Raw genomic sequence first — 13,915 nt, forward strand, 5'->3', positions numbered from 1 at the left:
CCAGTAACTATCCGAGAAAAGAAATACTTTAGGCTGTCCATAACGGGCAGCTTTTTTCGGTCAGTAAGGCAAAATATTCAATCCAAATTACAGGAGGTAACTATGAAAATCCCTAAATTGTTCAAAAAGGCTGCGGCTTTTGTAATGGCTGCGGTCACGGCATTATCCATAATGCCTGCGACGGCGTTTGCTGCGGGTGACATCGGGACGATTTCCTTTTCCCACACCTATGACAGCAACGGTAATGCGATGAGGTACAATTCCAGTGCGAATATCGGCGGCTATACCGCAGGCGGAACGGGAAATTATAAGTACCGTATGTTTGTAGACGGTGAGAATGCGTTTTGTATTCAGCCGGGAGTACCGCTGAAAACAGGAAATACCTTGAAAAAGGCTTCCTCCGATACTTGGAACGCCCTTTCAGCCAATCAGAAAAAGGCGGTTGGGCTTGCCCTGCTCTATGGGTATCAGGGCAACCGAAATAATCTGTCGGGAAGTGATGATGAAAAATGGCTTGCCACGCAGACACTCGTTTGGGAGTTTGTCACAGGCTGCCGTGAAGCCACAGGCTCATATAACCAGACAAGCACTACCGTTTACAGCCTGCACTTCGGTTCAAATTATGCCAACAGCGGAGCAAGGGCAGTGTATGACCAGATTGTTGCGATGCTGCGTGAGCATAACACCATTCCGAGCTTTATGTCGGGTGGTAAGAATGACATCACAAAGGAACTTGCCTATAAGGATGGAAAGTACAGCATCACATTGACGGACAACAACGGCGTCCTTTCCGATTACAGCTTTGCAAGCTCTGACAGTAATGTGAGCGTGTCAAAGTCTGGAAATAAGTTGACAATCAGCTCCACCGTAGCTATCAGCGGTTCTGTCCGCATTACGGCAAAGAGGAACAATGTGCCGACGGTCAGCAGCAGTGCAAAGCTCATTGCCTATGGCGACCCGAACTTGCAGGACTTGGTAACAGGTGTGGAAAATGCTGATACCGTGTCAGCATATATCAATATCGAAACGCCGACAGGCACGATTGCCCTCAAAAAGACTTCTGAGGACGGAGTTGTGGAAGGCATCTCTTTTACAATCAAAGGTGATAACTTCAATAAAACAGTTAAGACAGGAAAGGACGGCTCTGTCTCCGTGGAGGGATTATTCCCTGGCACTTATACGGTCACAGAACAGTCCATTGACCGTTATGAGCCACAGAAAACCCAGACCGTGACCCTTATCGGAGGGAAAACCTCTACTGTGACCTTCAGCAACACTTTGAAGCGTGGCAGTCTGGAAATCGTCAAGACTTCTGAGGACAATCTGGTGGAGGGAATGAAATTCCACCTTTATGGCACATCTTTAAGCGGCTTGCCTGTTGACGAGTATGCCGTGACTGATAAAAACGGTCTGGCAAAGTTTGAAAATGTCCTTATCAGCGGCGATACCCCGTATGTGGTTGAGGAAGTGGATACCGCAGTCCGCTATGTCGTTCCTGCTTCCCAGACAGCTCCGATTGAATGGAACAAGGTCACAAAACGCAGCTTCGACAATGTGTTGAAGAAATTCCAAGTGACTGTGACAAAGACCGATGCAGAAACAGGTTCTCCGCAGGGCGACGCTTCCCTTGCAGGTGCGGTTTACGGCATCTATAAGGGTGAGGAACTGATTGACACCTACACGACTGATGAAAACGGTCAGTTTACGACCAAGTATTATATCTGTGACAATGATTGGACTGTCCGAGAAATCAGTCCGTCCGAGGGGTATCTTCTGGATACCGCACTCCACAAGGTAGGTGCAGAACCAGAGCTTTACACGGTAGAGCTGAACAGTACCTCAAACGCTGTGAATGAACAGGTCATCAAAGGCAATATCGCAATCATCAAGCATACGGATAACGGGGAAACCCAGATTGAAACACCCGAAGAAGGTGCGGTATTTGAAGTGTTCCTCAAATCCGCAGGCAGCTATGAAAATGCAAAGGAAACCGAGCGTGATGTGCTGACCTGTGACGAGAACGGTTTTGCCCAGACAAAGGATATGCCGTATGGCATTTATACCGTCCGTCAGACCTCTGGTTGGGAGGGGCGTGAGCTGATGAAAGACTTTGATGTGTTTATTAGCAAGGACGGTCAGACCTACCGCTACCTTATCAACAACGCTAACTTTGAGAGCTATATCAAAATCGTAAAGAAAGATGCGGAAACAGGCAATACAATCCCGTATGCAGGTGCAGGCTTCCAGATTTACGACCCGAATGGAAACCTTGTGACTATGACTTTCACTTATCCCGAAGTGACAACCATTGACACCTTCTATACTACGGCAGATGGCGACCTTATCACACCGCAGACGCTGGAATACGGCAAAGGCTATTCCCTTGTGGAAGTGCAAGCCCCGTATGGATATGTCTTAAATTCCGAGCCTGTTTATTTTGATGTGGTGCAGGAAAATTCCGAGGAAGAAAGTGGCATTACCGTTATTGAGGTAGTACGCTCCAATATGGCACAGAAAGGTACAATTACAGCAGAAAAGTCTGGCGAGGTATTTAGCTCCGTGGCAGGCGATAAGGGATTGTATCAGCCGATTTTCTCTGTCAGCGGTCTTGAGGGTGCAGTCTATGAGATTACCGCAGCCGAGGATATTGTCACTCTGGACGGAACGGTCAGAGCAAACAAGGGCGAGGTTGTGGACACCGTTACTACAGAAAAGGACGGTACAGCAAAATCCAAAGAACTGTATCTCGGAAAATATGAGGTTAAGGAAATCACAGCTCCGTATGGAATGGTACTGAATGAGGAAGTCCATTCTGTTGAGCTTGTGTATGCAGGACAGAATGTTGATGTAACGGAAACGGCTACTTCTTTCTATAATGAAAGACAGCGTGTTGAAATCGACCTTATCAAAAGCCTTGCCATTGATGAAGCCTTCGGCATTGGAAAGAACGGGGAAATCTTTGATGTGACCTTTGGCTTGTATGCCGCAGAGGAACTCACAGCCGCAGATGGAAAGACCATTCCTGCGGACGGTCTGATTGAGGTCATTTCCCTTGATGAAAGCGGTCACGGGAAAGCAATCAGTGATCTGCCGATGGGCAGCTATTATGTGCAGGAAATCTCAACCAACTCCGCATATATTGTCAGCGATGCAAAATACCCAGTTATTTTTGAATACGCAGGACAGGATACCGAAACTGTCCGCATCACAGCCAACGAGGGCGAAGCTATCACAAATGACATTATTTACGGCTCTGTAAGCGGTAAGAAATCTGATGAGGACGGAAAGGCTCTGGGCGGTGCAGTTATCGGTATCTTCAAGACAGGAACTACCGAGTTTACAAAGGAAAATGTGATTGCAGCTACCACATCTAAAGATGATGGTAGTTTTTCTTTTGCCAAAGTGCCGTATGGAACTTGGATAATCCGTGAAATCGAAAGCCCGAAGGGATATGTACTCTCCGAGGAAGAAATCGCCGTGACTATCGGCAAGGTGGACGAAGTTGTGGAAATCGAACTGGTCAACTACTTCATTAAGGGCAATATCGCTTTGACAAAGGTTGATGAGGATTATCCCGACAACAAGCTGTCTGGTGCGGTATTTGAGGTTTACTCCGATACTAATGGCGATGGGAAACTGGATAAAGACGATACGCTGCTTGGCGAAATGAAAGAACTTGACGGTGGCGCTTACCAGATGAGTGAACTCCGCTACGGCAAATATCTGGTAAAGGAAACCAAAGCTCCGACAGGCTTTGTGCTGGATGAAAATGTGTATGCCGTATCCGTTGAGGAGAACGGCAAGACCTACACCGTGGAAAATAAGGCGGGTGTGGGCTTTATCAATGCAGCACAGAAAGGCTCTCTTAAAATCGTAAAGACTTCCTCTGACGGTAAGGTGGAGGGCTTCTCTTTCCGTGTGACAGGCGTGGACTATGACCAGACCTTTAAGACAGATAAGAACGGAGAAATCGTGATTGAGGGCTTGCGGATTGGTGACTATACCGTATCCGAAGTAAGCGACAAGGCTTCCGCAGGATATATCCTGCCTGCCGATAAACAGGCAACGGTCAAGGTGGACGCTACGACTATCGTGCAGATGCACAATGAGTTCAGGGATACCCCGAAAACAGGCGATGACTTCAATCTGGGCTTATGGGTAAGCCTTGCGGCTCTGTCTGTTGTCGGTGCGGGCGTTCTCGGATTTGTCAGCTATAAGAACAGAAAGAAGAAAAAGGAGGACTAATTGATGGACGCTAAAACCATTATCGCAATCGTGCTTGTCGTGTTCATTGTGGGTGCGGCGGTATGGCTGAATATCCGTAACAGAAAGAATAAGTAAGTGGTTGGGGCGGCTGAAAGATGCCGCCCTTTCCTTTATGGAGGTAAAGATGAGAAACCTAAAAACCATTGAAAAGAAAGTCAGAGCTGTTCTGGAAAAGAATGAAGATGCCAGAAATGACGATATGGTGCTGTATCTTGCACTTTGTAATGCCTGTCTGAAGGATGCAGGGGCAATGCCGCTTGCAGAGATAATGACGCAGCACAAATATCTCGGTCTGCCGAGTTTTGAGAGCGTCAGCAGGACACGCCGCAAGCTGCAGGCACAGCATCCAGAGCTTGCAGGGAGTCACCCTGTGCAAAAAATGAGAGCCACGGGCGAAAAAGCCTATCGGCGTTATGCCAAAGAATAGAGAGGTGCTTATGGACGAAGAAAAACGCTCCAATCAGAACTATGAAATCATCGAGAGCTGTACTATCGGGAGTACAGAGCTTGTCATCGGTCACAATCCCAACGCACCCAATCCTTATGTGTGTTGGTACTGCAAGGGCGGCTCAAATTATTTCTGGGGTTATTACACGAATGAGCTTGATGCTGCACGGCAAAAGCTGAATGAACGATACCAGTCAGAGTGCCGTATGCCCTATAATCAGCCTTCCCAGAAGGAGAAAAACGGTGATGACCGTGAGCGATAAAATAAAATATGACTGCACGACCTGTCCTTATCCCCGATATAAGGATGGGTCAGTTATTTTCTGCGATGTCTGTATTCGCAAGATTTTAGACGAGCAGAAAGAGAAAAAGGAAAGAAAGGAGCAGCCGAATGAGTAATGAAATAAAGACAAGACCTTTAACCCCGACAGAACAGAAATACACCTATGCCCAAAGTATGCAGCTTGAGGGGCAGACAGGCACTATCGGGCATCTGCGTGGAGACTTTGCCACGACGGGCTATGGCTTTTACACCACTTGGTTTGATACTAGACCACAATGGAAATCTGACGAATTTAAGGCAGACCTTGATACGGTCATCAATGCTTTACGGGAGGATAAAGGGCTTTTGCATAACCGCTATGATATGAGTGCGTTTGCAAGGCATTTTCCCGAAAGTGCTATCAAGGGTAACTATTGTACGGAGTACGGTTTCCGTGTGGATACGGAGAAACACGCTTTTCTGCTTCGGTGCAATCCCGCCAAAGGCGACTATAATTTTTACTGCTATTGTTATGTGAAGGAATGGCTTGATAAGCATATCCAGAAAGCAGAACAAGGTATCCGATTTATTGACCCTCAATATAAAGAACTGTTCCGTATCCCAGACGGCGGAAAGGTCATTGTCACAACCTCTTGGGGAGAGAAACGGGAGTATCCCTGCCGCTTCATTGATGAATACCATACCGAAGTCGGCAGCAATCTGTACCACATCTGCGAGTTTGCCGAGCGTATGCAGAAAAACGGGGCGACCTATGAGCCGAAACCTGCGGAACAAACGTCGCAGAAAACACCGAAGCACAAGGATTTAGAACGATAAGGAGGATTTAGAATATGGCTGTTAATCAGAAAGCCGTCAAGGTCTTGAATAAGGTCTTGGAAGCAGGTTTTACCGATGAAAAGGCGATTGCCGCTATGACTATGGACGATATTCTTTCTATGCAGGGCATCACGGTTGGGGATATTACCCTCATCAATGACCTGCAAAAGAGCATTAAATCGAACAAGATCATTTCTTTTCTTGGCGGTGATGCGGAGTGAGTAAACAGAAATATTTGAAACAGAAACGATAAGGAGGTGTAGGTTGAATGGCTGCGAAGTATCAGCTAATCACAGAGCTGTATCGGCGTACAGGCGTTGCGGTTGCAAAAAATCCGCAGGCGTGGCAGGGCTTTCTGTCCTCTGCCTGCCGCAACTATAAATGCCGTTATGACGAACAGCTTTTAATATACGCCCAACGCCCCGATGCTGTCGCCGTTGCGAAGCTCGAAACTTGGAACAGGCAGTTCAAGCGTTGGGTCAATAAGGACAGCAAGGGTATTGCCGTATTTGACCCGAAAGGTCGCATGAATACGCTGAAATACTATTTTGATGTGTCCGACACCCACGAGGGCTATTATGGCAGCCGCCCTGTTCCGATATGGCAGATGGATGAGCGATACGAGCAGGCTGTTATGGAAAGGCTCTCGGACAGGTTTGGAGATGTGGAAAGCACTGACCTTGCTTCTGCCCTAATGGAAACGGCAAAGAACGCCGTGGAGGACAATCTGCAAGACTATTTTTCTCAGTTAAAGGACTGCACGAAAGACAGCTTTTTGGAAGAACTGGACGACTTTAATATAGAAGTCATTTACAGGCGGCTGGCAGCAAACAGCGTTGCTTTTATGCTGATCAGCCGCTGCGGTCTGGATACGAATGAGTTTTTTGACCGAGATGATTTTGCGGATATTGTAAATTTCAATACCCCTGCAACGATAAACGCCATCGGCGTTGCCACGAGCGATATTGCGGAAATGGCGTTACGGGAAATCTCACAGTCTATCCGAAATGTGCAAATGGCGGAAAAAGACCAGAATCGCACCTTTGCACAAAGAACGCAGGCTCAGTATGATAAAGGCAGACAACAACCCGAAAGGAGCGAATACAATGAGCAAAATCACTTACAGCAGACAGGGGGATTATCTTATTCCCGACCTAACATTACCGACAGAGCCAGAGCTTCCGCTTGGCAGGTACGCTTTGATGCACAGGGATTATCTGGAGAAGCACAAGCGAGTGACCTATCTCAATCTGCTGACATCGGGCAGGCTGAACGGGCATCTGCACGAGGTAGAGCAGACAGCACTCCAGAGTTTGGAGCTTCTGACGAAGCAGCTCTCAGCCGAGCAGGGCGTGACAGAGGAACTGAAAGAGAAAGCACCGATGCAGTGGGTCGGACTGATGAACAACATCCGCAGCCAAGCGGAGGAAGTGATACTGACCGAACTGATTTACAAGTAAGCGTTGCCAAAGAGGATGAGGTTAGGGTCAATCTTCCAACCGTAGATGAACAAATCGAAATGATAGCAAAAGCAGAGGACGAAAATGCCTCTGCTTTTGCTATTTCCAAAGAAGATATTGACTCCGTGCTTCAGAAAGGCAGTGGCGTTGCGGACGGAAAATACCGCATCTACCGCCAATTCCAAAAGGGCGAGGACAGACAGAAAAATATTGAATTCCTTAAAAATGAGTATGGAACGGGCGGCGGTACGCACATCTTCCCCGATGGTTTCAGCGGTCATTCTTGGCATGACAGCAAAGGTCTTGCCATTGACCGAAACGGCACTTATACCAATCACGACCTTGTGTTGAAATGGTCACAGGTTGAAAAGCGTCTGCGTGAGCTGATTAAGGATAACCGCTATCTTAATCCGAAAGAAAAAGACCATTATGCCGATTATCTGGAGAGCGTGTCAGCTCCCCAATATGAGATTGACACCCAGAGGAAAATAGCAAGGCAGCGTTTTATTGACGCCCACCGTGACTTGCCGCTTGCCGACAAACGGGATACCCTTGCTTTGCGGCTATCTGACTTTATCCGTGACTTGGACAGGTACGAAAAAGACCTGTTATCTGTTGTGGGACGAGGCGACCTTGCAGATGTTACCGCCGAGCAAATGGAACAGCACTTATCCGACCCCTCAACTGTTCAACAGCTCATAGACTTTCTTGCACAGGTACAATGGAAAACGACCTCAGTTTTCAGCCGTAGTAATGGGTGGAAGTTTACCGAGGAATTAAGGGAGCTGTACCCACTTTGCTACCTCTACAATGAGAGCGATGTGGTGTATATCGGTGCGGATAAATATGAGATTGCAACACTTACCGAGGAAAAGGTCTATCTGCAAAATGCCGAGTTCCCTATCTTGGGGCAGGAATACAGCCGAGCCGACTTTGAAGAAAAGCTAACGGAAAATCCTGCAAACGACCATCTGAAGGTGGTCGTAACCGAGAAACAGAGGACAGAAGCACCGTCCGAGAAAAAGCAGGACGGAATACAGTTTTCTATCGGTTTTTCCGAACACCCTGCCTTTTATGACAGACAGCTTAATGACCGCTATACGGATTTGAGCTTTGCTCTGGGTAATAAGTTGCTTGGTATTTTGGACGAGAAACAGCACCGTGAGCGTGAGGGCGATAAAAATATCGGGTGGTATCACAAGACAGATTTTGTTATCAAGGCTGTTATCGGCGGCGAGGAATTTAACTATGAAGGGCGGTTTGATATTGGCGATGGTGAGGGCGATTTAATTGCCCACATTAAGAATTTTTACGATTATGCCTTATCGCCAAAGGGCGAACAGCTATATGGAGATGACCGAGAAAGCTTGCTCCGTGGCAGAGATGAGTTTATCCCATTCTTGGAACAGCACACCGAGCTGACCCAAGAGGACGAGAAGCTCCTTGATGAGATTATGGCTACCGAAAGTGATTGGTACAGGACAGCCGAGGAAGCCGAAGAAAAACCACAGGTGTATGCCGATAAACTGAATGGCTCAGAAGCTCCTGCCATTGAAACGGAGCAATCCACAGACGACCTCATAGGCAGGGAAATCATCATAGACAACCGTAAATATCTTATTGAGAGCATCGGGAAAATCAGCGGCGATGTGTCCCTGCGTGACATCACATTCCAGAACAATGTGGGTTTTCCGATAAACCGAGTGGAGAAAATCGAATATATCCAAAAGCTATTGGAACAGGAAAAAACCGAATTACCACCCGAAGAAAAAACAGAAGCTCCTGCCACAGACCGTCATAATTTCCGTATTACCGATGACGCCATCGGTGTCGGCGGAGCAAAAGAAAAGTTCCGTAACAATATGGCGGCAATCAACCTGCTGCACGAGCTTGAAATAGAAAACCGCCTTGCCACACCCAAAGAACAGGAAGTCCTGTCTCGGTATGTCGGTTGGGGCGGTCTTTCTATGGCATTTGATGAACACAATGCAGCGTGGGCGGAGGAATTTAAGGAGCTATATGCCAGCCTATCCCCAGAGGAATACCGTGCCGCTATGGAGTCAACGCTGACCGCTTTTTATACGCCGCCTGTTGTTATCAAGGCGATGTATGACGCACTTGACCGCCTGGGCTTTTCACAGGGAAATATCTTGGAGCCGTCCTGCGGGACAGGCAATTTCTTTGGTCTGCTTCCTGATAGTATGCAAAACAGCAAGCTCCACGGTGTGGAAATCGACTCTCTTACAGGCAGGATTGCAAAGCAGCTCTACCAAAAAGCGAACATTGCCATTGAGGGCTTTGAGAAAACGAATCTCCCAGACGACCATTTTGATGTAGTCATCGGCAATGTGCCGTTTGGGGAGATAAGGGTCAATGACAGCCGATACAACGCCCAGAAGTTCCTCATACACGACTACTTTTTCGCAAAGGCTCTGGATAAAGTCCGTGCCGGCGGCGTTGTGATGTTCATTACCTCAAAGGGTACGATGGATAAAGCAAGTCCAGAGGTACGCAAGTATATCGCCCAGAGAGCCGAGCTTTTAGGTGCTATCCGTCTGCCTGACAACACCTTTAAGGCAAACGCAGGCACGGAGGTCACGAGCGATATTCTTATCCTGCAAAAGCGTGACCGAGTGATAGATATAGAGCCAGACTGGGTACACCTTGATACGGACGAAAACGGTGTTACGATGAACAGATATTTTGTCGAACACCCCGATATGGTGTTGGGCGAAATAAAGATGGAAAGCACACGCTTTGGTACTTTTGAGCCTGTCTGTAAAGCCCGTAAGGATATACCACTTTCCGAGCTTCTGTCCAATGCAGTTCAGAGGATAAACGGCGAAATCCCAGAGCTTGATAATGGGGTTGATGAAATCTCCGATGAGCAGGAGTTTTCCGTTCCTGCTGACCCGAATGTGCGTAATTTCTCTTTTACTCTGGTGGACGGCAAGGTTTATTTCCGAGAGAACGACCGTATGCAACCTGCTTCTGTGTCGATGACCGCAGAAAACCGTATCAAAGGGCTTATCCAAATCCGTGACTGTGTGCGTAAGCTCATTGAGTATCAGACCGAGGATTACCCAGAGGAAATGATACGCACCGAGCAGGAAAACCTCAACCGTCTGTATGATGTTTATACCGCAAAATACGATCTAATCAACAGCCGAGGAAACTATCTTGCTTTTGCTTCAGATGAGAGCTACTTCCTTTTATGTTCTCTGGAGGTGCTTGATGATGAGGGCAACTTCAAACGGAAGGCAGATATGTTTACGAAGCGGACTATCAAACCTCACCGAGAAGTAACTTCGGTTGAAACTGCAAGCGAAGCCCTTGCCCTCTCTATCGGAGAGAAAGCCCGTGTTGATTTGCCTTATATGGAGCAGCTCACAGGCAAAACGCAGGCTGAGCTTGTGCAGGATTTACAAGGTGTTATCTTCAAAGTACCGAACTGTGAGCCTGTTTCCTATGTAGCCGCAGACGAGTATCTGTCGGGAAATGTCCGAAACAAGCTGACGGTTGCGGAGCTTGCTTCCAAGAATGACCCAGAGCTTGCAGTTAATGTGGAAGCCTTGAAAAAGGTCATTCCCAAAGACCTATCGGCGGCGGAAATCTTTGTCCGTCTGGGTGCGACTTGGATACCGCAGGAAGATATACAGCGGTTTGTGATGGAGCTTTTAACTCCGTCAAGTTATGCCGCAGGAAGATTAAAGGTACGATACACCCCGATAAACGGTGACTGGTTCATAGAGAATAAAAGCTCCGATATGGGGAATGTAAAGGCGGACAGCACCTATGGTACGAAAAGGGCTTCCGCCTATCGTATTATTGAGGACACCTTAAACCTGCGTGACACCCGTATCTTTGATTATGTGTATGACGAACACGGCAATAAAAAAGCGGTGTTCAATGCAAAGGAAACCACGGCGGCACAGGCGAAGCAGGAAGTCATCAAGCAGGCGTTTCAGGATTGGATATGGAAAGACCCAGAACGGCGAAACCGCCTTGTCCGTTATTACAACGACACTTTTAACTCTGTGCGACCCCGTGAATATGACGGAAGCCATATCACTTTCGGAGGTATCAGCCCAGAAATCACACTAAGACCCCATCAAGTCAATGCCATCGCCCATATCCTTTATGGCGGCAATACGCTCCTTGCCCATAAGGTGGGAGCAGGCAAAACCTTTGAAATGGTAGCCGCCGCACAGGAAAGCAAATGGCTCGGCTTATGCCAGAAATCCATGTTTGTTGTGCCAAATCATCTTGTCGGTCAGTGGGCTTCCGAGTATCTGCGGCTCTATCCGAGTGCAAATATACTTGTGACAACAAAGCGGGATTTTGAAACGGGAAACCGCAAGACGTTCTGCGGCAGGATTGCCACAGGCGACTATGACGCAGTCATTATCGGGCATTCGCAGTTTGAAAAAATCCCGATGAGCATAGAACGCCAGAGGGAGCAGTTGGAAAAGCAGCTTGATGATATTGAGCGTGGCATTGACGATGTGCAGGCTTCCAAAGGAGAGCAGTTCACGGTCAAACAGCTAATGAAAACCCGAAAGGCAATCAAGACGAAGCTCGAAAAACTCAACGACACCAAGCGTAAGGATACGGTTATCGACTTTGAACAGCTCGGCGTTGACAGGCTTTTCATTGATGAGAGCCATTTTTATAAGAATTTGTACCTCTACACCAAGATGCGGAATATAGGCGGTATCGCCCAGACCGAAGCCCAGAAATCAAGCGACCTCTTTATGAAGTGCCGCTATTTGGACGAAATCACGGGCAACCGTGGCACGGTTTTCGCAACGGGTACGCCTGTTAGCAATTCAATGGTTGAGCTGTACTCCGTTCAGAGGTACTTGCAGTATGACACCCTTGCACAGAACGGTTTGCAGCATTTTGACAGTTGGGCTTCTACCTTTGGAGAAACGGTTACAGCTCTGGAATTAGCACCCGAAGGCACGAATTACCGAGCCAAGACGAGGTTTGCCAAGTTCTATAACCTGCCAGAGCTGATGCAGATGTTCCGTGAGGTGGCGGATATTCAGACCGCCGATATGCTAAAGCTCCCCGTGCCAAAAGTCAATTACCACAATATTAAGACCAAGCCGAGCGAGATACAGACCGAGATGGTAGCTTCCCTTGCGAAGCGGGCTGAGAAAGTCAGGGCAAGGCTTGTCGAGCCGAACATCGACAATATGCTCAAGATAACCAATGACGGGCGGAAACTGGCTCTTGACCAGAGAATGATTGACCCGATGCTGCCAGATGACCCAGAAAGTAAAGTCAATGCCTGCGTGGATAATGTGTACCGTATCTGGGAGGAACACGCCGATACCAAAGCGACACAGCTTGTGTTCTGCGACCTGTCCACCCCGAAAAATGACGGTACTTTCAATGTCTACGACGATATGAGGGAGAAGCTGATAGCCCGTGGTATCCCTGCGGAGCAGGTACGCTTTATTCACGAAGCGACCACCGATGCACAGAAAAAAGAGTTGTTCGGCAAGGTCAGAAGCGGCGAAGTTCGTGTGCTGTTCGGCTCTACTCCGAAGATGGGAGCAGGTACGAACGTGCAGGACAGGCTCATAGCAATCCATAACCTTGATTGTCCATGGCGTCCTTCCGACCTTGAACAAAGGCAGGGGCGTATCGAACGGCAGGGCAATATGTTCCCAGAGGTGGAGGTTTACCGCTATGTGACCGAGCAGACTTTTGATGCCTACCTCTATCAGTTGGTGGAGAGCAAACAGAAATTTATCAGCCAGATAATGACGAGTAAAAGCCCTGTCCGCTCTGCCGAAGATGTGGACGAGGTTGCCCTGTCCTTTGCGGAGGTTAAAATGCTTGCTACAGGCGATGCCCGTTTTAAGGAAAAGATGGATTTGGATATACAGGTTTCCAAGCTCCGAGTGTTAAAGCAGAGTTATCTTTCCGAGCATTACGACCTTGAGGATAGAGTGCTGAAATACTATCCTCAGACCATTAAGGAGTATGAGGGACGCATTGCAGGCTATGAAAATGATGTAGCTCTTGCCGAGCAGCACAAGCCGCAGGGCGAGGATAAGTTCTGCCCGATGACTCTAAAAGGCGTGACCTACACCGAAAAGGCAGACGCAGGCGAAATGCTTCTTGCAATCTGCAAGGATTATCCGATGTCCGCACCTACCGAAATCGGCAGCTACCGAGGTTTCCGAATGGAGATTTATTATGATACCGTCAATGCCCATTACTGTATGAACCTCTGCGGAAAGGCAAAGCATAAGATGGATTTAGGTGTTGATGCCCTCGGAAATCTGACCCGAATTGAGAACGAGCTGTCAAAGCTCCCCGCCAGACTGGAAGCTGCCAAGACCAAAAAGGCGGAAACTATCGCACAGCTTGAAACCGCAAAGGAGGAAATCAAGAAGCCCTTTGCCTTTGAAGATGAGCTGAAAGAAAAAACAGAACGGCTGAACGCTCTTAACATTGAGCTGAATCTGAATGAAAAAGATACTTCCGTTATGGATACCGAGCCAGAGCAGGCAGAAGAACAGCCCGAAAGAAAATGTGCAAGTCGGGAGAGATAATGTGGTTTGCATATTTGTATTGCTGATTTCTGGGAAGTATAATAGGTGTAGATTAGTAAATGTCGGAGGTG

Annotated in this window: 7 protein-coding genes; all 7 read left to right on the top strand. The window is 47.8% G+C overall.

Annotation, left to right across the window (positions count from 1 at the left end; genetic code table 11):
• Nucleotides 1–102 precede the first annotated feature (102 nt).
• On the top strand, nt 103–4,245 hold the full coding sequence (locus DW025_RS06105) for a SpaA isopeptide-forming pilin-related protein (protein WP_119999175.1): 4,143 nt from the start codon (nt 103–105) through the stop codon (nt 4,243–4,245).
• Between the two features lie 145 nt (nt 4,246–4,390).
• Entirely contained in the window at nt 4,391–4,693 is a 303-nt protein-coding gene (locus DW025_RS06110; protein WP_055156401.1) for a hypothetical protein, read from the top strand.
• 10 nt (nt 4,694–4,703) lie between these two features.
• Nucleotides 4,704–4,976, top strand: a complete 273-nt coding sequence (locus tag DW025_RS06115) for a hypothetical protein (protein WP_117889558.1) — start codon at nt 4,704–4,706, stop codon at nt 4,974–4,976.
• 128 nt (nt 4,977–5,104) lie between these two features.
• Nucleotides 5,105–5,812: a hypothetical protein gene (locus DW025_RS06125; RefSeq protein WP_117889554.1), complete on the top strand. Its 708-nt coding sequence runs from the start codon at nt 5,105–5,107 to the stop codon at nt 5,810–5,812.
• Nucleotides 5,813–5,826: 14 nt separating this feature from the next.
• Entirely contained in the window at nt 5,827–6,033 is a 207-nt protein-coding gene (locus tag DW025_RS06130) for a hypothetical protein (RefSeq protein WP_015560125.1), read from the top strand.
• Nucleotides 6,034–6,918: 885 nt separating this feature from the next.
• A complete protein-coding gene (locus tag DW025_RS15105; RefSeq protein WP_243104907.1) occupies nt 6,919–7,272 on the top strand; it encodes a TnpV protein in 354 nt (117 codons plus the stop codon).
• A 656-nt stretch (nt 7,273–7,928) separates the two neighbouring features.
• On the top strand, nt 7,929–13,844 hold the full coding sequence (locus DW025_RS06135; RefSeq protein ID WP_243104916.1) for an LPD25 domain-containing protein: 5,916 nt from the start codon (nt 7,929–7,931) through the stop codon (nt 13,842–13,844).
• The last annotated feature ends 71 nt before the right edge of the window (nt 13,845–13,915 follow it).

It is taken from the genome of Coprococcus sp. AF38-1 (assembly GCF_003603945.1).
GTDB lineage: Bacteria > Bacillota > Clostridia > Lachnospirales > Lachnospiraceae > Coprococcus > Coprococcus aceti.

Excerpts from the sequence above, each read along its gene's own strand:
- DW025_RS06105 (WP_119999175.1), top strand. The coding sequence starts at position 103 with ATGAAAATCCCTAAATTGTTCAAAAAGGCTGCGGCTTTTGTAATGGCT.
- DW025_RS06110 (WP_055156401.1), top strand. The coding sequence starts at position 4,391 with ATGAGAAACCTAAAAACCATTGAAAAGAAAGTCAGAGCTGTTCTGGAA.
- DW025_RS06115 (WP_117889558.1), top strand. The coding sequence starts at position 4,704 with ATGGACGAAGAAAAACGCTCCAATCAGAACTATGAAATCATCGAGAGC.
- DW025_RS06125 (WP_117889554.1), top strand. The coding sequence starts at position 5,105 with ATGAGTAATGAAATAAAGACAAGACCTTTAACCCCGACAGAACAGAAA.
- DW025_RS06130 (WP_015560125.1), top strand. The coding sequence starts at position 5,827 with ATGGCTGTTAATCAGAAAGCCGTCAAGGTCTTGAATAAGGTCTTGGAA.
- DW025_RS15105 (WP_243104907.1), top strand. The coding sequence starts at position 6,919 with ATGAGCAAAATCACTTACAGCAGACAGGGGGATTATCTTATTCCCGAC.
- DW025_RS06135 (WP_243104916.1), top strand. The coding sequence starts at position 7,929 with ATGGAACAGCACTTATCCGACCCCTCAACTGTTCAACAGCTCATAGAC.